We start from the raw sequence: 23469 nt of genomic DNA on the forward strand, positions 1-23469 counted from the left end.
CTTACGACTAGGCTGGCCAACCGGTCTTTCGTGGAAACAATGCCGGTTGAGGCTACCGGACCGGGCAAATCCGGCTTACTGCCTACCCATGATCCACTGCACGGCGACGCTGACGGCGACCACACCAAGGGCGACGCCGAGGACGCCGGAGATCACCGCATCGGTGCGCCTGCTGCGCACGGCGAGCAGGTTGTCGCCCTCGCCGGGGACGATCAACCGCAGGACGGCGCCCGCGAGCACCGAGCAGGCGACGATCAATGAGCCCGCCCATGCGGGCAGGCCCATCGCGATCGCGCCGAGGCCGAAGGCCGCACCCACCACGGTCAGCAGGTACGGCCCCCATGCCTTACCGTTCGTCAATCGGTGTCCACTTCTGGTCACGCTCTCCGATGTACTCGCTGTCCGGGCGGATCAGCCGGTTGTCGGCGTGCTGCTCGATCACATGCGCCGTCCAACCGGACATCCTGCTGACCGAGAACACCGGAGTGAACAGGTCCGTCGGGATGCCGAGGTAGTGGTAGACGGTCGCCGCGTAGAAATCGACGTTCGGGTACAGCCCCTTCTCCGCGAAGACGACCTCTTCCATCTCCTTCGACATCCGATAGTAGGTGTCGTCCCCGCTCGCCTCACCCAACTCGCGCGACATCTTGCGCAGGTGAGTCGCGCGTGGGTCCTCGGTCTTGTAGACCCGGTGGCCGAAGCCCATGATCTTCTCGCCGCGCGACAGCTTCTCGCGCACGGCCGCCGCCACGCCGTCGGCGGGGATGCTCTCAAGAGTGCGCATCACCTGCTCGTTGGCGCCGCCGTGCAGCGGGCCCTTCAGCGTGCCGATCGCCGCCACGATCGCCGAGTGCATGTCCGACAGCGTCGCCGCGCAGACGCGGGCGGCGAAGGTGGACGCGTTCATGGTGTGGTCGGCGTGCAGCACGAGGCACTCGTCGAAGATCTCGACCTGGCGCGGGTCCGGCTCGCGACCGGTGATCTGCAACAGGAAGTTCGCCGCGATGCTGAGGGACGGGTCGGCCTCACGGGGGGTGACGCCGGTGCGCGCGCCGTGGTAGCGCGCGACGAGCAGGGGCTGCTGGGCCGTCAGGCGTGCCGCCTTGCGCCGGTTGGCGTCGGCCGCGTTGGAGTCCTTGTCGGCGTCGTCGGCACCGGCCAGGGACACCAGGGTGCGCAGGGCCTCCATGGGGGCCTGCTTCTCGGCGATCTCGGCGATGTTCGCCTGGACGAGATCTCCCAGCGCCCGACCCCGGACGAGTTCCGCCCAGTAGTCGGCAAGCTGCTTACGCGTGGGGAGCGTGCCGTGCTGGAGCAGGTGCGCGGTCTCTTCGAAGCTCGTACGCCCGGCTAGATCATGGATGTCGTAGCCGCGATAGAAGAGGCGACCGGCTCTGCCGTCGATGTCGCTCAGCGCTGTAGACGCGGCGACGACATCGGCGAGACCTTTGGTGGGGTTGTCCGCCATGTGTTGTTTCCTCCGCTTATCTTCGTCCGAAGTCTACCTGTGAGCAGGTAAAACCGGCCGAGGAGGTCCAGACCAATTTCTGCAGCGATTCTCGTTACGGCAAAGGCGATTCCCCAACCCCTCGTTTGGGTAAGCCGGAGCTGTAGCGGAAGTAACGGCGGGCTACCTGGGGAGGAACTGCCGGTGGAGGGGCCGTTCATACGCGTCGAGGACACCGGTGAGGTCGTCCCGTTGCGCCCCGAAGTCACGACGATCGGCCGAGGCCGAGGCGTCGACGTCAGGCTGGCCGATCCGAGCGTGTCACGGTTGCACGCCGAGTTCGTCCGCCGTGGACCTTACCTGTATGTCGTTGATCTGGGCCTGTCCCGCAACGGCACACGGGTGAACGGCAGGCCGATCGCCCGGAGGGTCCTTGACGACGGCGACGTCGTGTCCTTCGGCGCCGCCCGGTGCAGGGTGGGCGGCGTGCCCAGGGAGGACTTCGCGCCCGAGGTCGAGCTGCGCAGGGCCGCCGCGCCCGAGCTCACCCGGCGCGAGGTCGACGTGCTCACATCCCTGTGCCGCCCCGCGCTGTCGGACGAGGCCTTCGTGGCGCCGGCGACCGCGCGCGAGATCGCCGACGACCTCGTGGTGACCGAGGCCGCCGTCAAGCAGCACCTGCTGCGCCTGTACCAGAAGTTCCGCATCCCAGAGGGCATCAACCGCCGCACCCGGCTGGCCAACGAGGTCGTCGCCCTCGGCCTGGTCCGCCCGACCCCGGTGGTCCCCCCGCAGCGCACCGCGGGCCCCGGCGAGTCCCCCCCACAGACCGCGGGACGCCGCGCCTCGTAGCTCCGCGCGTTCCGGGCCTCGTCGTGATCTTCACGGCGACGCCCGGAACCCGAAGCGCGACGGAGGGGCCGTAGCGTGATCGGCCGATCGCGTTCGGTCGCCCCGGTACGGGGAAAGTCACCTGGAGAAGCGGGTGCGATTGCTACCGTGAAGACATGACAGTCCAGGTCCGGAGCGAAATCATGACAGACCCCCAGCTTCCCGACTGGCTGATTCCGCCGCCAGAAGGGTTCAAGGCGGAAGACCTCGATCACTTTCCGGATTTGCCTGCACACACAGAGTTGATCGATGGAAGCTTGGTCCTTGTGAGCCCGCAAGCTTCCTTCCATGCGCTGATCACCACAATTCTCGAAGTGGGACTGCGCAGGTACGTACCGTCCGAGTTCCGCGTCCGCCGCGAGATGAGTGTCATCCTCGGACCAAGGCAACGTCCAGAACCGGACATCACCATAATCCGCGCCAGCGCCGATCTGAGGCTCCGCGTCACCGCCTACCGGGCGTCCGATGTCCTGCTCGCCGTCGAGGTCGTCAGCCCGGAGTCGGAAGTACGTGACCGCGAGCGCAAGCCCACCCTGTACGCCGAGGCCGGGATCCCTCACTTCTGGCGAGTCGAAGCTGACGCGGATTCGGCGATCGTCTACACCTACAAGCTGGATCGGGCCACGGGTGCCTACGGAGAGCCGAGCGTCTACCAGGACAAGCTGCAACTCTCTGACCCGTTCGAGATCGACATCGACCTGACCGAGGTCGAAAGACTCTGAACGAGGCGCCGGCAGCGAGCATGAACGGCCGGGCTCGGTGGCCGTTGGAGGCACCGAGCCGGCCGCGTCAGCCATGTCGGGTCAGGGGACGATCTCCATCTGGGCCATCATGCCGAGGGTGGAGTGTTCCAGGTAGTGGCAGTGGAAGGCGTAGCGGCCGAGGTAGTCGCTGAAGGTCGCCTGGACGCGGGCGGTGCTGCTCGGGGGTAGCTCGATCGTGTCCTTGAGACCGACGTCCTCGGGCAAGGGGGCCCCGCCGTTGCGGTCCAGCACCCGGAACTGCACCAGGTGCATGTGGAAGGTGTGGGGGATGCCGATCGCGCTGTCCCCGTTGGTGATGGTCCAGATCTCGGTGCTGCCGCGTTTGACCGTGAAGTCCGGCCGGCTCGGGTCGTAGGCGACGCCATTGACCAGTCCCACGGGCGCGCCGCTGGAGAAGTCGAAGCTCAGCCGCACGTCGCGCTCCACCGTGGCGGCCGGCATGGGCGGCAGCGGGCGCAGCGTGCTCGGCACGCGACTGGTGTCGGAGGCCCGCGACGTCACGTCGAACCGCAGCACCGGGGTCCCGCTCGTCGCGTCGGTCATGACGATTTGCGTACCGACGGCGAAAGAGGAGAAGTCGATCACGATGTCCGCCCGCTGCGCCGTGCCCAGCACCAGCTCGGTCAGCGGCAGCGGCGCGGGCAGCAGGCCGCCGTCGGAGCCGATCTGCTTCATCTCCACGCCGCCGAGGCCGAGGCGGAAGGTGTACTCGCTGGCGACGCTCAGCAGCCGGAACCGGTACTTGCGCGCCGCGACCGGGAAGTACGGCTGCGGCCTGCCGTTGGCGAGGATCGTCGCCCGGTCGAACGGGCTACCGAACACCAGCGCGCCGGCGTCGTCGAACTGGGCGTTGCGCAGCAGGATCGGCACGTCGTACTGGCCCTCGGGCAGCCCGAGGTTCCGCTCGGCCGGGTCGTCGATGACGTACATGCCGTGCAGGCCGCGGTAGACGTGCTCGGCCTCCCCGTGGTGGCTGTGGTCGTGGTACCACAACGTGGTGCCCTGCTGGGTGTTCGGGTAGTTGTACGTCCGCATCTGCCCGGGGTTGATCACGTCCATCGGGTGGCCGTCGTCGGCCGCCGCGACGTGACCCCCGTGCAGGTGCACGTTGGCCGGCGTGCCGAGCTGGTTCACGAACACGACCCTGGCCGCCCGCCCGGTCCTGGCGCGGATCGTCGGCCCGATGAAGGAGCCGCCGAAGGTCAGCACCGGGGTCTTCACGCCGGGCAGGATGTCGGCGTTCGCCGGTTTGATTGGAATCGTGTACAGGTCGAGGCCGCCGGTCGACATCACCGGCTGGGCGACCGGCGGGATCGGCATCCGCACCGAGAACGGCGTCACCGCCGCCCGCGTCCCCGCCCGTGCCTGGCGCGGGATCAGGTCCTGCTTACGCAGCGCCGCCGGATCGTCGGCGAGCGCCGGGAGCTTCGTGAACGGAAGCACCATGGCTCCGCCCGTGACCGCCCCCAGGGCAAGTAAGCGTCGTCGATTGAGCATGTTTTCTCCCCTGTCTCCCCGGTCAACGTGACAGCCCGTGCGCTCTCCCCGACAGGCCGCTGAAGACACTCCGGGGGAATCAGAGCATAGGAAAGGCCTCCTATGACCTGACTGGCAATTATTTTCCAGAAATAACCGGCCTGCTCAGTTACATCCGAGCCCCATGAACACGGACGGTCGCGGCCTCATCGCAGCTCACAGCGCGACGCCGCGCTGACGCTCCGACGGCCGCGGCCGTCTCGCGTGCTCGGAATCCCGGATTCGCCCTCGTTCCGGAGAGCGATGGCGACCTCACACATCCGAGGAATTGACATTCCCAGTCAGGGGACGATCTCCATTTGCGCCATCATCCCGAGCGACGAATGCTCCAGGAAGTGGCAGTGGTACACGTACCGGCCGAGGTAGTCCTTGAAGATGGCCTGGACCTTCACGGTGTCGTTCGCGGGGAGTTGCACGGTGTCCTTGAGGCCCGCGTCCTCGGGTAGCGGCGCGGCGCCGTTGCCGGTGCAGCATCGATTTTCCCCAATCACGTGACGGCCCCGAGTGGACTCCCTGACTGCACGCCGAACAGACCCGGGGGAATCGGCATTAGGAAAAATCTTGCATCGACGCCTCTCTGCGTCTTCTTCCAAAATGCCGTGCCGGGCCGCGCCCGCCGCGCCCGCGCGCGGTGACCGACAGGGACGGCGGGGGCACGGATCGCCGCGGCGCGCGGCATCGGAGGTCATGGCCGCGCGGAGGGATCCGCCTACGGATACGGAGATCGTGCCGCCGACCACGCCTGGGAGTTCACGGCGAGGCGACCCGGCGGGCGTCCTGACCTGCTCTTGCCACTTTCGGCATCGGACCGGTTCAGAAGCCTTGCTTTCCAACCGTTGACGCGGCCGTAGCACGTATGTAACCTTTGGCCAATGGTCTGCAAAAATCTTGCAAACCACTGTTATTTCTCTCTCTAATCTCCGCAACTTCTGGTTGGAGCGCACCGCGTCCGTGCATCCGCCCCGCCCCCATCCCCCCATGGAGGCCCCCGGTGATGTCGGCTACCGCATCGCGCGGACGGTCGCCGCCTTTCCGCGGCACGGACCGAGCGCTTTCCGCCCTCCGCGTTGAGATCAGCACCCCCCGGCGACGGTTTCCCCGGATTCCCGCCGCGTCTTTTGTCCCTGATGAGAGATAGAGACAGTAATGAGCAGAAAGCATCCGGTGTTACGGCTGGTCGCGGCCGTGCTCTCGGCCGCCCTGATGGTCGCGTTCGGGCCCGGCCTGCCGGCATCGGCAGCAGGCCCCAACCTCGCCGCCGGCAAACCCACCACCGAAAGCGGCCACGCCGACGTCTACGGAGCCGGCAACGCCACCGACGGCAACGCCACCACCTACTGGGAAAGCGTCAACAACGCCTTCCCCCAATGGATCCAGGTCGACCTCGGCTCCGCTCTCAGCATCGACCAGATCGTCCTCAAACTCCCCGGCATCGCCGCCTGGCAGACCCGCACCCAGACCCTGTCCGTGCTGACCGGGACCGCCGGCCCGCCCACCACCACGACCGTCGCCTCCGCCGGATACACCTTCAACCCCGCCACCGGCAACACCGTCACCATCAACTTCACCGCCACCACCGCCCGCTACGTCCGGCTGAACATCACCGCCAACACCGGCTGGCCCGCCGGACAGATCTCCGAATTCGAGGTCTACGGCCCCGCAAGCGGCGGCGACACCCAAAAACCCACCGCCCCGGGCAACCTGGCCTACGCCCTGCCCGCCTCCGGCCAGATCCGCCTCACCTGGAACGCCTCCACCGACAACACCGGCGTCACCACGTACAACGTCTACGCCGGCGGCGCCCTGCGCGGCAGCGTCGCCGGTAACGTCCTGACCTACACCGACGACCAGCCCGACACCGCCACCGTGTCGTACCACGTCACGGCCAAGGATGCGGCCGGTAACGAGTCCGACCCCAGCAACACCGTCACCCGCACCGGCTCGGGCGGCGGCGGCACCAACCTCGCCATCGGCAAACCGATCACCGCCAACGGGTCGGTGTTCACCTTCGTGCCCGCCAACGCCAACGACAACAACCTCGCCACCTACTGGGAAGGCGCCGCCGGCTACCCCAACACCCTCACCGTGCAACTCGGCGCCAACGCCGACATCAACCAGGTCGTCGTCAAGCTCAACCCCGACAGCATCTGGGGCCCGCGCACCCAGACCATCCAGGTCCTCGGACGTGAGCAGAGCGCCACCGCGTTCACCGGCCTCACCAACGCCACCCAGTACAGCTTCAGCCCGGCCACCGGCAACACCGTCACCATCCCGGTCACCGGCCGCGTCGCCGACGTCCAGTTCAAGTACACCGGCAACTCCGGCGCCCCCGCCGGACAGGCCGCCGAGTTCCAGGTCATCGGCACCCCCGCACCGAACCCCGACCTCACCGTCACCGGACTCACCTGGTCCCCGGCCTCGCCGGACGAGACCCAGGCGATCACGCTGTCGGCCACGGTCAAGAACCAGGGCACACTGGCCTCCCCGGCGGACAGCGTCAACTTCAACCTCGGCGGCGCGCTGGTCGGCACCGCCAACGTCCCCGCCCTGGCCGTCGGCGCCACCGCCACGGTGATCGCGAACATCGGCACCCGCGGCGAGGGCTCGTACACGGTCAGCGCCCGGGTGGACGCGGACAACAGCGTCTTCGAGCAGGACGAGACCAACAACCTCTTCACCGCGGCGTCGCAGCTCGTGGTCGCGCAGGCTCCCGGCCCCGACCTGCAGGTGCTCGGCGTCACCTCCAACCCGCCGAACCCGGCCGTCGGAGCTGCGGTCACGTTCAGCGTGTCCGTGAAGAACCGCGGCACCACCGCGACCGGCGCCACCACGGTCACCCGCGTGGCCGTGGGCGGCACGACGCTCAACACCAACACCCCGTCGATCGCGGCGGGCGCGACGGTGAACGTGGCCATCAGCGGAAGCTGGACCGCCACCGCCGGCGGCGCCACCATCACCGCGACCGCCGACGCGACCAACGTCGTCGCCGAGACCAACGAGACCAACAACACGTTCACGCAGGCCATCGTGGTCGGGCGCGGCGCGGCGGTGCCGTGGGTCGAGTACGAGGCCGAGGCCGCCCGCTACCAGGGCACGCTGCTGGAGGCCGACCCGCTGCGCACCTTCGGGCACACCAACTTCGCGACCGAGTCCTCGGGCCGCAAGTCGGTGCGGCTGAACAGCACCGGGCAGTTCGTCGAGTTCACCTCGACCAACCAGTCCAACTCGATCGTCGTGCGCAACTCGATCCCCGACTCGGCGAACGGCAACGGCATCGAGGCGACCATCAGCCTCTACGTCAACGACACCTTCGTCCAGAAGCTGAACCTCTCGTCGCGCCACAGCTGGCTGTACGGGAACACCGACGACCCCGAGGGCCTGACGAACACCCCCGGCGGCGACGCCCGGCGGCTGTTCGACGAGGCGCACGCGCTGCTGCCGGCGAGCTACCCGCCCGGCACCCGGTTCAAGCTGCAGCGCGACGCGGGCGACACGGCGTCCTTCTACGTCATCGACTTCATCGACCTGGAGCAGGTCGCGCCGCCGCTGAGCCAGCCGGCAGGGTGCACCTCGATCACGGCCTATGGCGCGGTCCCGAACGACGGGAACGACGACACCGCCGCCATCCAGCGCGCGGTGACCGACGACCAGAACGGCGTGATCAGCTGTGTCTGGATCCCGCCGGGCCAGTGGCGCCAGGAGCAGAAGATCCTCACCGACGACCCGCTGAACCGGGGTCAGTACAACCAGGTGGGCATCAGCAATGTCACGATCCGCGGCGCGGGCATGTGGCACTCGCAGTTCTACACGCTGACCGAGCCGCACCTGGCGGGCGGCATCAACCACCCACACGAGGGTAACTTCGGCTTCGACATCGACGACAACGTGCAGATCTCCGACATCGCCATCTTCGGTTCGGGCCGCATCCGCGGCGGACCGGGTGGCGCCGAGGGCGGTGTGGGCCTGAACGGGCGGTTCGGCCGCAACACCAAGATCAGCAACGTGTGGATCGAGCACGCCAACGTGGCCGTCTGGGTCGGCCGTGACTACGACAACATCCCGGCGCTCTGGGGCCCGGGTGACGGTCTGGAGTTCACCGGCATGCGCATCCGCGACACCTACGCCGATGGCATCAACTTCACCAACGGCACGCGGAACTCGCGGGTGTTCAACTCGTCCTTCCGTACGACCGGCGACGACTCCCTGGCGGTCTGGGCCAACCGGTACGTCAAGGACACGTCCGTGGACATCGGGCACGACAACCACTTCGTGAACAACACGATCCAGCTCCCATGGCGCGCGAACGGCATCGCGATCTACGGCGGCTACGGCAACACGATCGAGAACAACCTGATCTACGACACGATGAACTACCCGGGCATCATGCTGGCGACCGACCACGACCCCCTGCCGTTCTCGGGGACGACGCTGATCGCCAACAACGCGCTCTACCGGGCCGGTGGCGTCTTCTGGGGCGAGAACCAGAAGTTCGGCGCCATCACGTTCTTCGCGCAGAGCAGGGACATCCCCGGCGTCATACTACGAGACACCGATATTTACGACTCGACGTACGACGGCATCCAGTTCAAGTCGGGTGGCGGAAGCGTGACGGCCTCGATCACCAACGTGAAGATCGACAAGTCCAACAACGGCGCCGGAATCCTGGCGATGAACGGCGCCCGCGGCACCGCGACCCTGTCCAACGTCACCATCACCAACTCGGCGACCGGCAACATCGTCAGAGAACAGGGCACCCAGTTCGTCATCAACGGCGGCTGACCCGGTGACCGCCTGACCGCCGTTCCCCCGGCTTGGCCGTCGTAGCGTCCTGCGACGGCCAAGCCCTCGCCGGCGCGGCGCCTCCCCCGGGCGCCGCGCCGGCATCCCGGCCCACGTGATCCACCAGGAGATCAACCCCTCCACGGAGACGGAGACGGTCTGGGCCGTAGTGAGGTCGGGTCGATCCGATCGTCGTCAACCTCCCTGAGCTGGACGCGCTCGCGGAGGAACCAGCGGCTAGTGCGCGGTGGATAGCCAGGGAGCCGGGTGCGCGGACGTGTCCCGGGCCTCCGCGGGGATCTGGAACCACACGACGTGGCCGTCCTCGTCCTTGCGCCAGCCCCAGGACGCGGCCAACTCGCACACCAGCCACAGCCCCCGCCCGCCCTCCGCGCCGTCGTCCACCTCCCGCCGGACGCGCGGCCGCTCGATCGACCCCTCGTCCATCACGTCCACCTGGACCGCGTCACCGTGGTCGGTGAGCACGACGACCAGGCGCCCGTCCGGACGATGCCCCGAGCGCGAATGCTGGAGCGCGTTCGTTACCAGCTCACTGACCATGAGCACCGCGTCGTCCGTCTCCGGGCAACCGCCGGCGCGCAACACCTCCCGTACGAACACCCGCGCCAGCCCCACCGACGCCACCCTCCCGGGAAGCTCGGCCCTCCCCAGCAGACGCGCCGTCCTCACCGAACCGACCTCTGGCCGCGCCGTCATCGCCCCGCCCTCCAGTCGCCCCCGAGCGGCCCGCGACCCCGTTGTGCCGGGCCACGATGCTCAGGTTGGCATTTCCATTTGAATGGTGTAAATCTGTTTGTTTCGCCGCTCTCACCGCAGAGGGCCGCGTATTGATCAATTCTGGAGAGGACGGGCCCGTCAGGAGCAGAATTCGCAGGCCAACGGGGGCCAACGAATGCTGATCGCCTGATATCGGAGACGGAGGCGTGGTATGACGAGCTGACCGGCCGAAATACCCCCGCACCGTCGGAGAATTACATGGACGAGAACGCCAAGCCCCCGGAGACCACCACCCCTCCAACCCCTCCCCCAAGCTCCCCACAGGCCCGTTTCGGCGCTGAAATGCGCCGCCTTCGCGAGGCCAAGCAGTGGTCACAGGCGGCCGTCGCGGCACGTCTGGGATGCACACAGACACAGGTGAGCCGCCTGGAGATGGCCAAGCGCACGCCGTCCAAGTCGGACGCGGAAAAGCTGGACCTCATCTTCGGCCACGACGAAAGAAACTATTTCGTCACGCTATATCGCCGCATAACCGCCCGCCCCGGCGGCCCGAGATGGTTCATGGACTGGGTAGACCAGATCGAGCCCTACGCGAACGTCCTCCGCTCCTGGGATCCCCTCCTGATCCCCGGCCTCCTCCAGACGGAGTCCTACGCGCGGCACATCTTCAGCCAGGGGCCACGCATCACCTTCAAGGACGTAGACGAGCGCGTTCGAGCGAGGATGCAACGTCAAGCCATCCTGGATCGGGATGAGCCCCCCATGCTGCTCTGCCTCATCGATCAGGCCGTGCTACGCCAGCCACTTGGCGATGTCGCGATGATGCGCGAACAACTCATGCACCTGGTCGAGATGGCACAGCGTCCAGCAATTTGCGTACAAGTCGTCGATTCGCAGTGTGTGGCAGGTCGGCTGGGTGCCTTCATGATCGCCGAACTTCCCCACGGTGAACCCGATACCATCCATGCGGACTCTTCAGCCGAAGGCCAGATCACGGACGACCCAGAGCTGGTCGCCTCTGTTTGGAACCGCTATGAGTCGATACGTCTATGGGCTTATCCTGAGCACGTATCATTGAAAATGATCACGGAGGCGGGACAGGAATGGAACTGAACTGCGCCATCTGGCGGAAGTCGTCGTACTCCGGGGACAACGGCGGTCAGTGCGTTGAGGTCGCCTCAAATCTGCCCCGCGTGGTAGCGGTCCGTGACAGCAAAACGCCGGAGACTCCCGCTCTCGTCTCCACCTCGGGCGAGTGGAAGCATTTCATCAGCGCTATCAAGAGCCACACGTTCAACTGCTGAACCACACCTCGGCCGCCGATGGCAAGGAGTACGAGTCAGCAATGGACCTGAACACTGCCACATGGACTAAGTCGTCGTACTCTGGCAGCAACGGCGGTCAGTGTGTCGAAGTGGCGCTCAATCTGCCGGGTGTGGTCGCGGTGCGGGACAGCAAGAACCCCGGCGGGCCGTCCGTCCTCACCACTCCCGCCGAGTGGGGGCTCTTCATCACCGCCATCGGTCGGCGGCGGTGAGCACATGCACTTAAGACGGTGAACGCACGCCCTAAATACATCGGCCGGCGCGGCCATTAAAGTGCCGCTCTGACGAAATACGACCATCGCCAAGCTGTATCACTTTGGCCAGACTGAGACGGTTATCTAGGTCGACGAAGTCGATCGAGCACCTGTTTCAGTCCGCCAAGGGGAGCAAAATGGGCGCGAATCGGATTAGTCAGACGGTACAGGGTTTCGGATCGTCGTCGTTACCTGGGCGGCGGCTACAGCCGCCCAACTCGCAGGGGACTGCCGTGTTCAAAAAGATCAGCTTTGGCTTAACCCTTATGCTTTCGATTACAGCTATCAGTGCAAGCTCATCAGCTCAGCCAAATGCAATACCTCCGACTTCGACTCCAGGCGCTACCGAAAGCTCAGTCACTAAGGTACGAATCGATGGTAGCGCTGCCCCATTGAGTTCGATACTGCTCCACGGCACGGGCACGGCGGAACAGATGGACGACGCCACGCAAAAGGATCTTGCCGTCTACGCAAAGCAGTCGGGATCGGATCTGGCGGCCGTTCGAAACAAGTATCGTGGGCTTAAAACGTTCGAGGAGGTAGCGGCCAAGCTGGCCACCGACTATGCCGGCACCTATGTCAATGCAGGCTATTTCGAATCCGGCCAGGCCGATGTCTGGGTCAGATTCACCCGCGAGCCCGAACAATCCGCTCTCGACCTCCTGCGGAATCTGCCATACGACGTTCAACTCCAATACGGGGCGCCGTTGAACGCAGCCGACCTCGAGGTGATCTCGGAAGAGATGTTTTCAGCGGTGGCCAAGTACCCCGGTGTCGCTACGGTCGTCAGCGAGACCGACCCGGCTGACGATTCCATCACGGTCACCTACAGGCTGTCGCGTGGGGCCGCTGTCGATGAAGCCCTTTTGAGGTCCACAGCCCTGAGCGCGGGTGCCGCACGTAGCGTCTCCAAGAACATCCCCGTGGCCGTCACCTTCGTAAATGATCCTAACCTAGCGGTGGGGTCGGATTCACCGGGGCCACGAGAATCACCGACAGCACTCACGTCACCCTCGCCGGGGTGGGCACCTTCGCGATCGGCGGATCAATCCGTACTGACGGCTGGACCATCCGGCGGCCCAAGGCCGGCACCATAGGATTGCCCGATAATTTCGCGGCATGCGGTAACGGTGGCTTCACAGTAATTCATCCCTCGGCAATGCGGTGCCACTGTGCGGCTCTGCCGGGCATGTCCGCGAGCGGGAGACTGCATGCCCTGGGGAGGCGATTGACCCATTGTCGCTGTAGTCCATACGACACCGTTGCCGAGGAGAGTCCAGGCTAAGTTGGGGGATTTTCTGAGCCGGGCGGGACAGCGTGAAGTCGCCGGAGTGGGGGCCGTGATCGCATTGCGGGGTATCAGGGTAACGGGGACGGCAGGATACTCCGAACCATTCACGGCAAGGAGATTCACGTGTCAAAAGTGCTATTGTCCCCAGCGCGGTTCGCCGCGGCCGGAGCGGCAGTGGTCGCCGCGCTGGTCCACGGAGTCGTCCTCGAAGACCACTTACAGAAGGCGCCGTATCTCGGCGTGGCGTTCGTCCTCTACATACTCATCTGTGCGGTACTCGCCGTGCTCCTGGTACGCCGGGACAGCGCCTGGGTCTGGTCGGCGACCGGCGCGCTGGGCCTGGCCGCGATCGGCGCCTACGCGCTGAGCCGTTCGGCCGGACTCCCGCAGGTCCGCGGCGGCCTGGGAAGCTGGACCGACCCCGCCGGTCTTCTGGCGATCACCGCGGAACTGACCATGACCGGCTCCGCCGCGTTCGCCTTCTGGTGGCACCGCTACGGGCAGGCGAGCGAACGGCGGACGCGGGCTCTGGCGCCGTGGGCGGCCAGCGCGGTGGTGGTGGCGCTCGGCATCGCCACGGTCGGTGCCGTCACGACGGGAACCGCGGCCGGCGGCGCGTCGGCGAGCGGCGGTATGTCGATGACGGACGTCACCGACTGGAACAACATGGGCGCGGCCTTCAGCACCAACGGCACCACGCGCACGTACTACATCAGCGCCGACGAGGTGACGTGGAACTACGCCCCGCTGGGCTACAACGGCACCACCGGACAGCCGTTCGACGAAGAAGCCGATACCTTCGTCAAGTCCGGACCGGGCCGTATCGGCTCGAAGTACTACAAGTGCCTGTACCGGGGGTACACCAACGACTCGTTCAGCACGCTCGTCCCGCGTAGCGCGGACGACCAGTACCTGGGACTTCTCGGGCCGGTGATCCGCGGGGTGGTCGGCGACACCATCCGGGTGGTCTTCCGTAACACCTGCTCGATCCCCACCAGCGTGCATCCGCACGGCGTGTTCTACACCAAGAACGCCGAGGGCGCGCCGTACAGCGACGGAACCTCGGGCTCCGACAAGTACGACGACGCGGTCCCGACCGGCGGGAGGCACACCTACGTCTGGCAGGTGCCCGAGCGGGCCGGGCCCGGTCCGCACGACGGCACCTCGGTGATGTGGATGTACCACTCGCACACCGACGAGATCGGCGACACCTACGCCGGCCTGATGGGCCCGATGGTCATCACCAAGGCCGGGTCCGCCCGCGCGGACGGCAGCCCCAACGACGTCGACCGGGAGATTTTCGGATTGTTCTCGGTGATGGACGAGAACAAGAGTCCCTACCTGGAGCGCAGTCTGGAGGCCTTCGCCGGCCAGCCGTACCCGGACCTGGATGACGAGGGCTTCAACGAATCGAACCTGATGCACTCCATCAACGGGTACGTCTACGGCAGCATGCCGATGGTGAAGCTCCGCAGGGGGCAGCACGTGCGCTGGTACGAGATGAGCATGGGCACCGAGGTGGACCTGCACACCCCGCACTGGCACGGCAACACGGTCACGGTCGGCGGGATGCGCATGGACGTGGTCAACCTGCTCCCGGCGTCCATGGCCGTCGCGGACATGGTGCCGGACGCCACCGGCGTCTGGCTCTACCACTGCCACGTCAACGACCACATCTCGGCGGGCATGATGGCGCGTTACCAGGTCACCAGCTGACCCGGCACCCCCGCCATCCCTGAGTCCCGCCTGACCAGGTGCCCCTGCCGGCCGTGAGTCCCGCCACCGTCCGGGACGCGCGCCCACCGGACCCTTGACCACGGTGCGGCCACGAGTTCGAACGGCCCTCGCCCCTGAACCGGGCGAGGGCCTTTGATCGGTCGTACTTGGTACTACTTGGCGGCTTTGACGAACTCGGTGGTGTAGGTCTTGGACAGGTCGATGCTGTCCTTCTTGCCCTGGACGTTCGGCGAGAACAGGCTGAGCACTTCCAGGACGTTCTTGGCGCCCTCCTCGTCCATCAGGCCGTCCGGGCGGAAGATGCTCTTGGTGTCGTTGATCGACTTGGCGTACAGGGCGGGGTCGCCGCCGGCGTACTCGGTGGGCATCTTGGCGGCGATCTCCTCGGCGGAGTGCTCGTTGATGAACTTCAGCGTCTTCACCAGGGCGTTGGCGAGCTTCTGGACGGTCGGCTTGTTGGCCTGCACCCAGGCGCAGTCCATGTACAGCGAGCTGGCCGGGTAGAGGCCGCCGAGGGCCGCCCGGGTGCCCTCCTCGGTGCGCATGTCGATGATGATCTTGCCCTTGCCCATCGAGGTGAGCTTGGCTGCGGTGGGGTCGGTGGTCATGCCCGCGTCGATGCCGCCGTTGTCCATGGCGGCGATGAACGTCGGGCCGGCGCCCGCCTTGACCCGGGTGATGTCCTCGGTCTTCAGGCCCGCCTTGACGGCGAGCGCCTGGGTGAGGAAGTCGGTCGAGGAGCCGGGGCTGGTGATGCCGAGCCGCTTGCCCTTGAAGTCGGCCGGTGACTTGATCTTGTCGGCCTGCGCGGTCGAGACGACCTCGACCTCCCCGGGCACGTCGGCGAACTGCACGACGCTCTGGATGCACTTGCCCTTGGTCTGCAGGTCGATCGTGTGGTCGTAGAAGCCGACGACACCCTGGACGTCGCCGCTGATGAGGACGTTCTCGGCCTGCGCGCCCGAGGGCTCGGTGAGCAACTGGACGTCCACGCCCTCCTGCTTGAAGTAACCGAGCTGCTCGGTCAGCTTGGGCGGCAGGTAGATGACCTTGTCGATGCCGCCGATCATGATCTTGACCTGCGGGCCCTTGGCGCCCTCGGCGGCGGTGGCGGTACGGGAGTCGCGGCAGCCCGTGGCGGCGACGACCATCGCCAGGCCGGCGACGGCGGTGACGGCGAGGCGGGATGTGGCGTTCATGGCGGGTCTTGCTCCGATCAGATCTGTGCTTCGGCGGCGGCGGACGGCGGGCGCCAGGCGAGGAGCCGGCGTTCGAGGAGGGTGAGCAGCCATTCGGCGAGCAGCGCCATGACCGTGATGATGATCATTCCGGCGTAGATCCCGGCCGAGTCGAAGGTGCCCTGGGCGTGGTTGATGAGCAGGCCGAGGCCCTTGTCGGCGCCGGTGTACTCGCCGACGATCGCACCGATCAGCGCGAAGCCGAAGGCGACGTGCAGGCTGGCGAGGATCCACGACGTGGCGCTGGGCAGCACGATCGTCAGCAGGATCTGCCGGGGCCGGGCGCCGAGGATGCGCGCGTTGTCGATCAGCGTCTTGTCGACCTCGCGCGCGCCCTGGAAGGCGTTGAAGAAGACGGCGAAGAAGACCAGGACGACGGCGGTCGCGACCTTGGAGGACATGCCGAGCCCGAACCAGATCACGAACAGCGACGCCAGGACGATGCGCGGGATCGCGTTCGCCGCCTTGATGAACGGCGCGCACACCTCGGCCAGGAAGCGTCCCCGGCCGAGCAGGACGCCGAGGACGACTCCGGCGAGCGAGCCGATGACGAACCCCGCGACCGCCTCCTCCAGGGTGACGGCGATCTGCTCCCAGATCGTGCCGAACGCCGTGCCGCTGGTGAACCAGTCGACGAGGCGGCCCCAGATGGCGCTGGGCTTGGAGTAGTAGAAGGGGTCCAGGAACGTGCTCGCGGACAGCTCCCAGCTTGCCAGCCAGAGCACGACCAGCAGCACGCGCGTCGCGGTGATCTTCGGGGCGCGCAGGCCACGGCGGCGGGGGCGCGCGGGGGCGTCGTCCCGTACGGCGGGGGTTTCGAGGGCTTGCTGGGACATGGGGTGGTCCTCCTTGATGTCCTCCTTCACGCCGACACCGACGCCGACGCCGACGCCGTCGCGGGTGCGGGTGCGGGCGCGGACCGAGGGGTCGGTCGACTCGTTCGGGCCGGTGAGCGGCGCGGGCTCAGGCGACACGGCCGCACGGCGCTCAGGCGGCACGGCGGGCTCCCCGGGCGCGGGTGATCTCGACCTCTTCGCGCAGCGCGTCCCACACCTCGCGGTAGACCTCCAGGAAGGACTCCTCCAGCCGGATCTCCTCCACGCGGCGCGGCCGTTCGAGCCGTACCGGGATGACCTTCTTGGTGGTGGCGGGGGCGGCGGTCATGACGACCACCGTGTCGGCCAGCGCGATGGCCTCGGTCAGGTCGTGGGTCACGAAGACGACGGCGGCGCCGCTGCCCGACCACAGGTCCAGCAGCAGGTCCTGCATGTGCTCGCGGGTCTGGACGTCCAGGGCGCTGAACGGCTCGTCCATGAGCAGGATCGACGGCTCGTTGATCAGCGTCTGGGCCAGGGCGACGCGTTTGCGCATGCCGCCGGAGAGCTGGTGGGGGTAGTAGCGCTCGAACCCGGCGAGCCCGACCTTGGCCACCCAGTCCCGGGCCCGGTCGCGGGCGTCGGCCCTGGTGGCGCCGCGGTAGCGGGGGCCGGCGGCGACGTTGTCGAGCACGGTGCGCCATGGCAGCACGGCGTCCTGCTGGAACATGTAGCCGAGCCCGTCGGGGATGCCGGTCACGGGCCTGCCCTGGACGAGCACCTGGCCGTCGCTGGCGGGCGCGAGGCCGGAGATCATGGACAGGCTCGTGGACTTCCCGCAGCCCGTGGGCCCGACCACGCTCACGAACTCGCCTTGGCGGACGTTCAGGGTCATGTTCCTCGCGGCGGTGTAGTCGCCGCCGTCGCGGGTCGGGAAGCGCTTGGTGACGCCGCGCAGCTCGATGGCGTCGCCCCCCGCCCGGGGTGCGGCGGCTGGGGCGCTGGGGGTGGTCAATTTCTGCTCCTTCCGGACGAGGTCCGGCTCCTGACACGCGGAGGAAACATCGGCCTGGTAGTCATGAACTGGTAGTCATGAAGGGGAACGGGGAATTCGTTTCCCGGGAACGTAGGCCGGTGTGACAGGCCTCACCAGCCTTGTGCCGGTTGTGTGAGCAAAGCGCGTATTTCGCGTTTTGCTCTTTTTGCGCGCGGGCTCACGCGGGGCGGGCGGGAGTATCGTGCTCCCATGTCCTGGCCTGGGCGGCGTCCCCCGCTGCGCTTCGCGACGCAGGCCCTGCTCGTCCAGGTCGCCGTGCTCCTGCTGATCCTCGGGCTCGGCTTCGCGCTGGTGGCCTACATGCTCCACGCGGAGCTCGAGAAGCAGTACGAGGAACGCGCCCTCGCCGTCGCGCGCTCGGTCGCCGCCGACGCCGAGATCGTGCGCGACGTCGCCGCCCACGACCGGTCCGGCGACGTGCAGGAACGCGCCGAGGCGGCCCGGCGGCGCGCGGGCGTCCTGTTCGTCGTCGTCGCCGACGACCACGGCATCCGCTACTCCCACCCCGACGCCGACCGCCTCGGGCAGCGGGTCAGCACCGCCCCCGAGGCCCTCAGCGGCCACGAGGTCGTCACCTTCGAGACCGGCACGCTCGGCCCGTCCGCGCGGGGCAAGGTCCCCCTGCTCACCGCCACCGGCCAGGTGGTCGGCCAGGTCAGCGTGGGAATCGCGGCCGGCGAGGTGTCCCGCCGCATCGGCGACCTGTTGCGCCCCGCCGCCGGGTTCACCGGGGTCGCCCTCGCCCTCGGCGTCGTCGCCTCCGCCGGGCTCGCCCGCAGGCTCAAGCGCCAGACCCTCGGACTGGAACCCACCGACCTCGCCGACCTGCTGCGCGAGCGCGAGGCCGTCCTGCACGGCATCGACGAGGGCGTCCTCGCCGTCGACCCGGCCGGGCGGGTCACCATCTGCAACGACGCGGCGGCGCGCCTGATCGGCGGCCGGCCCCTCCTCGGCGCCCCTGCCGCCGACGCGGGCCTGCCGTCCGGCCTGCGCACGCTGCTGTCCGAGCGGACGAAGGCGCGCGGCGTCCTCGTCGCCACCGAGGACCGCATGCTCGTCGTCACCGCCGCCCCCGTACGCCGGGGCGACCGCGACCTCGGCCACGTACTCACCCTGCGCGACCGCACAGACCTGGACGCGATGGCCCGCGAGCTGGACGTCGTCCGCGCGCTCTCCGACGCGCTGCGGGCGCAGGCGCACGAGTACACCAACCGGCTGCACACGCTGTCCGGCCTGCTCAGCCTCGGGCACCGCGACGAGGCCGTCGCCTACCTGCGGGAACTCGCCGACGACCCGCTGGCCACCGAGTACGGCGACGGCGGACGGCTGCGCGACCCGTACATTCGCGGGCTACTCGCCGCCAAGACCGCCGTCGCCTCCGAACGCGGGGTCGATCTGCGGCTCAGCGCCGACTCGTTCGTCCCCGCGCAGCTCAAGGCGCCGCTGGACGTCGTCACCATCCTCGGCAACCTGGTGGACAACGCCACCGCCGCCGCACAGGCCGGGTCCCGGCGTCCCGCCTGGGTCGAGGTCTCGCTGGTCTCCGAGGCCGACGTTCTGCACATGGTGGTCGTGGACAGCGGGGACGGCGTGCCCGCCGAGGCCGTCGACCGGCTCTTCGACCAGGACTTCACCACCGCCGCCGACGACGCCCGGCCGCACGGCGTCGGCCTGGCCCTCGCCCGGCGGCTCACGCTGCGCCACTGCGGCGAACTCGCCCTCACCCGCGCGTCCGGGACCGACTGCGGCGCCGTCTTCGTCACCCGGCTCCCCAACGCCATCACCCGGGGTGACGCATGACACTTCGCCCCGCTCCCGTTGTCGGCGTTCTTGGCGTCACCTCGGGTGGGACGCCGTGAAGGGCGGCTCGACGATCCGCGTGCTGGTCGTGGACGACGACTTCCGGGTCGCGGACGTCCACGCCCGGTACGTGCGGCGGGTGCCCGGCTTCGAGGTCGCCGGCATCGCCCACACGGCCGCCGAGGCCGTCGAGATGGCCGACCGCCTGCGTCCCCACCTCGCGCTGCTCGACCAGTACCTGCCCGACGCGCCCGGCACGTCCATCGCCCCGCGCCTCGGATGCGACGTGATCATGCTCACCGCCGCCGCCGAGCGCGCCGTCGTCCGCGAGGCGATGCGGCGCGGGGTCGTCAACTACCTGGTCAAACCGTTCAGCGAAGCCGACCTCGCCGAACGGCTGCGCGCGTACGCGCGGTTCCACGGGCAGCTCGGCGGCGACCGGACGCTCGACCAGGCCGAGATCGACCGCGCGATCCGCGTCCTGCACGAGGGCGACCGGGTGGACGCGGCCGTGCGCAAGGGACGGTCCAGCCAGACGGCACGGCTGGTCATCGACGCCGTGCGCACCGCGGGCGAGCCCGTCACGGCGGCCGACGTCGCCGCCCGCCTCGGGCTCTCACGGGCGACCGCGCAACGTTACCTGTCCGACCTCGCCGCCGACGGCCGCGTCGCCGTCGGCCTCCGGTACGGCACCACGGGGCGGCCGGAGCACCTGTACCGCTGGCCCGCGCCGCAGTAGGCCACGAACGATCGGCACACGCCCGGCCGACGGCGTGCGGTCGGCCTAGTGCTGTGACCGGAAACGATCGCCGGGTTGGGCGGTCGTCAGGCCACGGCGGCTGGGAGAGGACGCCCGCCCCAGCGGATGCCTTTCTCGCTTCGGATGCGGGCGCGTTCGCGGCGCTGGGCGGCCAGGATGTCGGGGTGGCGGGCATTGGCGTTGCGCCAGCGCAGGTAGGCGTGCAGGGTCCTGGTCTGGACGGTGTGATTGGGATGGTCGGAGTTGGCGATGGTGAACTGCCGCAGCGGGCCGAAGTGCGCCTCGATCGGGTTGGCCCAGGAGGCGTAGGTCGGGGTGAAGCACAACTCGACCTTGTTCTTCTTCGCCCAGGTGCGGATGCGCCAGTTCCTGTGCGCCGACAGGTTGTCCAAAATGACGTAGATCGGGCCGCCGTCGGGGCGGGCGGCCCGGATGGAGCGCAGTGCGGCCCAGGTGTGGCCGATGCCCTTGCGGCGCCGGTTGACGCCCCACAGCAGGTCATCGCCGACGGAGTAGCAACCGTGGAAGTAGGTGATCCCGTGAGTGCGGCGGTAGGTGGCCGGCAGCCGGTCCGGCCGGCCCTGCTTCGCCCATCCGGACCCGGATGTGGGCCGGATGCCCAACGGCCCGAACTCATCAAAGGCGAAGGTCCGCTCCGGGCGCTGAGTCAGCGCGTACTCGATCCGGTCCAGCTTGGCCTCGAAGTCGGGGTCAGGGGACTCCTTCCAGGTCTTGGTGCGCTGGAAGGTGACCCCATGCCGAGACAGCAGAGCGCGTAATGCCTCCCGGCCGATCCGGATCGCCCGGCCGGGAAGAGTCTGCAGGTAGGCGGCGAGTTTCCGGACGGACCAGCGGGTGAACGGCTGCCCGAGCCGGGCCGGTCGCGTGGCGGCCGTCTGGACGACGAAGGCTTCCTTGTCGTCACTGAGCAGGCGGGGACGGCCTCCCGCCCACCGAGGGTCCAGGCAGGCCAGCCCGATCTCGTTGAAGCGGTGAATGACATCGCGGACGGTGTCTTCATCGGCCTGCACCAGGCGGGCGATCACCGGGACGGTGTTACCTCCGGCCGAGGCCAGCAGGATCATCGCTCGTCTATACCGCACCGAGTTGGTGCTACCCCGGCGGACGATCCTCTGCAGCTTCTGCCCTTCCTGATCCATCAGTCTTCGCACCCTGACCGGTTCTGCCACCGTGCCTCCTCGCGCCGATCGGACGTGTACACACATCCAATCGGCGCGACGGACTACACGGGAACCCGGTGATCGTTTCCGGTCACAGCACTAGCCGGCCTGCCCTCGTCTATCGTGTCAATGTGGCGGCGTCGCGGCGTTCCGGTCCTCGCCTGGCCGGTCGAAAGTCATGACGAAGAAGGGCGGGCCCGAACCCACGCCGACAACATCATTTTCTCCGGATTCCTTCCGAAGATGTGAGGAGAACGGTAATGCCACAGCGCGACACCGCGACGCGGAGTGCGACGCGCATTCTCGGCATCTACAACCTCGCGAATCCCCTGCGCGTACCCCGCGACACGCTCAGACCGCTCACGACCGTCCTCCACATGGGAAGGTTCGACGGCCACATCACCGCCGCGGGCCGTCTGCTCCCGCAATTGGTGTACCACACCTACGTTGATCTGCCCGACCGACTCCGGGTGTCCGCGTTCGACGGCGGCATCCCGATCGAGAGCATCAAGCTCGCGCTCGCGACGACCCCGCGCCACGACGGCCTGCTGCTGCTGAACGTGGAGCTCGGCGAGGCCGCCACCGCCGCGCACATCACGGAGTTCATCTTCGCCACGTGGCGCGACCGGGCGGCGATCCGGATCAGCGATGAACCGCTCTGCGACTGGGTGACCGCGCGGCTGCCCGGGTCCGTGGCGGGCGAGCCCATCGCCTTCGGCCGTAACGTCCACCAATGCGTTTTCGCGGGCGGTGCCGTCGCCCGTGAACTGCTCCGGCGCAACGCGGAGGCCGAAGACGCCCTGCCGGAGGTGGTCTCCATTCTCTTCCGGGGCACCATCGACGGCACGCGCGGGCGCGAGCTGGGAATCCGGCGCCCCGCCGTCCTGAACAACGGGGACACATTCATGCTCGTTCATGGGCGCGGAGTCACCCTGGCCGCGGGCTGGGCCGAGCCGGTCGAGAACGCGTTCGGCGTCGCCGCCGCCGGGCTCGTCAACGCCGCCGGGGTGTTGCATCGCGTGCGCCGCCGGACGCTCGACGCGCTCGAACTGAACGACGCCGTCGACGTCTCCTCCGTCTCGGAGGCGCGGTCGCTGATCTCGCGCCTGTCGAACCGGCTCAGCGAGCTGCAACTCGACCTCAGCTTCGGGATAGAGGCCTACGCGGATACCATCCTGATTCCTGAGATCCTCGTCGAGAGCTACCACACCTCGCTTCGTGGCGTCGCCGGACTGCACGAGAGCTCGGCCAACACCTCGCAGATGGTCGGCAGGGTCGCGTCCGTGATCGAGGCCCGCCGGGCAGTGCTGGACGCGGCCACCAACGAGTGGCTCGTCCGGCGTGAGCGCATCTTCGGCGCGTCCATCGCCATCGGCACTCTTCTCGCGCTCCCGCCCGCGCTCATGCTCGCGTATTTCGGGGTGAACGGGAGCGAGGTCGACAGCTCGTACTCCATTTTCGACTTGCACAAGTACGGGCTGGTCTACGCGGTCATCTGGCTGCCGTTCATCACCCTGGTCGCCGCAGTGGCGATCGTGCGCCGCCGGGTGCGATTACGCATGCCCAAGTGGCACAAGCACTCGTGACCTGTCACTTGCTGCTCTCGAGGTAGGGACCCTGGCCTGCTCGACGCCATCGGGGTGCGGCGGTCAGACGTCCAGATGGTCGACGCGCTTGTAGGAGTCCGACAGCAGCGCCCGCTAGTGCTGTGACGCCGGACCGCCGCTGAGCGTGCGCCGCGGCCCGGCTCCGGTGGCCGGTCGGGTCAGACATCCCTGGAGCCGGAATGTCAAGCGGCGAGGTCGTGTTGCCGGTGTGACCATGCGGTTGCTTGGTCGTAGGTGGTGTGGGTTTTC

General features: G+C 68.0%; 20 protein-coding genes. 11 read left to right on the forward strand and 9 right to left on the reverse strand.

Going from position 1 to position 23469, the window contains the following annotated elements; translation table 11 throughout:
• Nucleotides 1-75: 75 nt before the first annotated feature.
• Both AB0H21_RS33620 and AB0H21_RS33625 read right to left on the reverse strand, forming a co-directional pair.
• The gene (locus AB0H21_RS33620) at nt 76-360 is read right to left on the reverse strand and encodes a DUF3017 domain-containing protein (protein ID WP_358524923.1); all 285 of its coding nucleotides are present in this window, start codon (nt 358-360) and stop codon (nt 76-78) included.
• Nucleotides 347-1468, reverse strand: coding sequence for a citrate/2-methylcitrate synthase (locus AB0H21_RS33625; protein WP_358524925.1), 1122 nt, complete (start codon nt 1466-1468; stop codon nt 347-349). The genes AB0H21_RS33620 and AB0H21_RS33625 overlap by 14 nt, the downstream gene beginning before the upstream one ends.
• A gap of 183 nt (nt 1469-1651) precedes the next feature.
• Between AB0H21_RS33625 and AB0H21_RS33630 the strand changes: the two genes are divergently transcribed.
• Both AB0H21_RS33630 and AB0H21_RS33635 read left to right on the forward strand, forming a co-directional pair.
• The gene (locus AB0H21_RS33630; protein ID WP_114031322.1) at nt 1652-2299 is read left to right on the forward strand and encodes an FHA domain-containing protein; all 648 of its coding nucleotides are present in this window, start codon (nt 1652-1654) and stop codon (nt 2297-2299) included.
• 155 nt (nt 2300-2454) lie between these two features.
• Entirely contained in the window at nt 2455-3060 is a 606-nt protein-coding gene (locus AB0H21_RS33635) for a Uma2 family endonuclease (RefSeq protein WP_358524928.1), read from the forward strand.
• Between the two features lie 81 nt (nt 3061-3141).
• Here the strand turns inward: AB0H21_RS33635 and AB0H21_RS33640 are convergent, their stop codons facing one another.
• Nucleotides 3142-4548 (reverse strand): multicopper oxidase family protein, encoded by a 1407-nt coding sequence (locus AB0H21_RS33640; RefSeq protein ID WP_358524931.1) that lies wholly within the window; start codon nt 4546-4548, stop codon nt 3142-3144.
• Nucleotides 4549-4919: 371 nt separating this feature from the next.
• The gene (locus AB0H21_RS33645; protein WP_358524934.1) at nt 4920-5129 is read right to left on the reverse strand and encodes a multicopper oxidase domain-containing protein; all 210 of its coding nucleotides are present in this window, start codon (nt 5127-5129) and stop codon (nt 4920-4922) included.
• A 655-nt stretch (nt 5130-5784) separates the two neighbouring features.
• Between AB0H21_RS33645 and AB0H21_RS33650 the strand changes: the two genes are divergently transcribed.
• Complete coding sequence (locus tag AB0H21_RS33650) at nt 5785-9417, forward strand: CARDB domain-containing protein (RefSeq protein WP_358524937.1); 3633 nt, start codon at nt 5785-5787, stop codon at nt 9415-9417.
• A 237-nt stretch (nt 9418-9654) separates the two neighbouring features.
• On the opposite strand, the gene AB0H21_RS33655 is transcribed toward AB0H21_RS33650, so the two are convergent.
• Entirely contained in the window at nt 9655-10107 is a 453-nt protein-coding gene (locus AB0H21_RS33655; RefSeq protein WP_358524940.1) for an ATP-binding protein, read from the reverse strand.
• 306 nt (nt 10108-10413) lie between these two features.
• Between AB0H21_RS33655 and AB0H21_RS33660 the strand changes: the two genes are divergently transcribed.
• The 5 genes from AB0H21_RS33660 to AB0H21_RS33680 all read left to right on the forward strand — a co-directional run bounded on the left by AB0H21_RS33660 (nt 10414) and on the right by AB0H21_RS33680 (nt 14741).
• Nucleotides 10414-11268, forward strand: coding sequence for a helix-turn-helix transcriptional regulator (locus tag AB0H21_RS33660; protein ID WP_358524942.1), 855 nt, complete (start codon nt 10414-10416; stop codon nt 11266-11268).
• On the forward strand, nt 11259-11459 hold the full coding sequence (locus AB0H21_RS33665; RefSeq protein ID WP_358524945.1) for a DUF397 domain-containing protein: 201 nt from the start codon (nt 11259-11261) through the stop codon (nt 11457-11459). The genes AB0H21_RS33660 and AB0H21_RS33665 overlap by 10 nt, the downstream gene beginning before the upstream one ends.
• A gap of 41 nt (nt 11460-11500) precedes the next feature.
• Entirely contained in the window at nt 11501-11692 is a 192-nt protein-coding gene (locus tag AB0H21_RS33670) for a DUF397 domain-containing protein (protein WP_358524948.1), read from the forward strand.
• 476 nt (nt 11693-12168) lie between these two features.
• Nucleotides 12169-12831, forward strand: a complete 663-nt coding sequence (locus AB0H21_RS33675) for a hypothetical protein (RefSeq protein ID WP_358524950.1) — start codon at nt 12169-12171, stop codon at nt 12829-12831.
• Nucleotides 12832-13148: 317 nt separating this feature from the next.
• Nucleotides 13149-14741, forward strand: a complete 1593-nt coding sequence (locus tag AB0H21_RS33680; protein ID WP_358524952.1) for a multicopper oxidase domain-containing protein — start codon at nt 13149-13151, stop codon at nt 14739-14741.
• 173 nt (nt 14742-14914) lie between these two features.
• Here the strand turns inward: AB0H21_RS33680 and AB0H21_RS33685 are convergent, their stop codons facing one another.
• The 3 genes from AB0H21_RS33685 to AB0H21_RS33695 are packed head-to-tail and all read right to left on the reverse strand — an operon-like array spanning nt 14915 to nt 17830.
• The gene (locus AB0H21_RS33685; RefSeq protein WP_358524955.1) at nt 14915-15961 is read right to left on the reverse strand and encodes an ABC transporter substrate-binding protein; all 1047 of its coding nucleotides are present in this window, start codon (nt 15959-15961) and stop codon (nt 14915-14917) included.
• Nucleotides 15962-15978: 17 nt separating this feature from the next.
• Nucleotides 15979-16998 carry an ABC transporter permease gene (locus AB0H21_RS33690; protein WP_358524958.1) on the reverse strand — a complete coding sequence of 340 codons (1020 nt, stop codon included), beginning with the start codon at nt 16996-16998 and terminating at the stop codon, nt 15979-15981.
• Nucleotides 16988-17830, reverse strand: coding sequence for an ABC transporter ATP-binding protein (locus tag AB0H21_RS33695; protein WP_358524961.1), 843 nt, complete (start codon nt 17828-17830; stop codon nt 16988-16990). Before AB0H21_RS33695 ends, AB0H21_RS33690 begins: the two co-directional genes overlap by 11 nt.
• A gap of 231 nt (nt 17831-18061) precedes the next feature.
• On the opposite strand from AB0H21_RS33695, the gene AB0H21_RS33700 reads away from it, so the two are divergent.
• Complete coding sequence (locus tag AB0H21_RS33700; protein ID WP_358524964.1) at nt 18062-19672, forward strand: sensor histidine kinase; 1611 nt, start codon at nt 18062-18064, stop codon at nt 19670-19672.
• A gap of 55 nt (nt 19673-19727) precedes the next feature.
• Entirely contained in the window at nt 19728-20411 is a 684-nt protein-coding gene (locus tag AB0H21_RS33705; RefSeq protein WP_358524967.1) for a response regulator, read from the forward strand.
• Between the two features lie 86 nt (nt 20412-20497).
• On the opposite strand, the gene AB0H21_RS33710 is transcribed toward AB0H21_RS33705, so the two are convergent.
• Nucleotides 20498-21622, reverse strand: coding sequence for an IS630 family transposase (locus tag AB0H21_RS33710; RefSeq protein WP_358524969.1), 1125 nt, complete (start codon nt 21620-21622; stop codon nt 20498-20500).
• 251 nt (nt 21623-21873) lie between these two features.
• Between AB0H21_RS33710 and AB0H21_RS33715 the strand changes: the two genes are divergently transcribed.
• Nucleotides 21874-23199 (forward strand): hypothetical protein, encoded by a 1326-nt coding sequence (locus tag AB0H21_RS33715; RefSeq protein WP_358524970.1) that lies wholly within the window; start codon nt 21874-21876, stop codon nt 23197-23199.
• Nucleotides 23200-23469 lie beyond the last annotated feature (270 nt).

This window comes from Sphaerisporangium sp. NPDC051011 (assembly GCF_040653595.1).
Lineage (GTDB): Bacteria > Actinomycetota > Actinomycetes > Streptosporangiales > Streptosporangiaceae > Sphaerisporangium.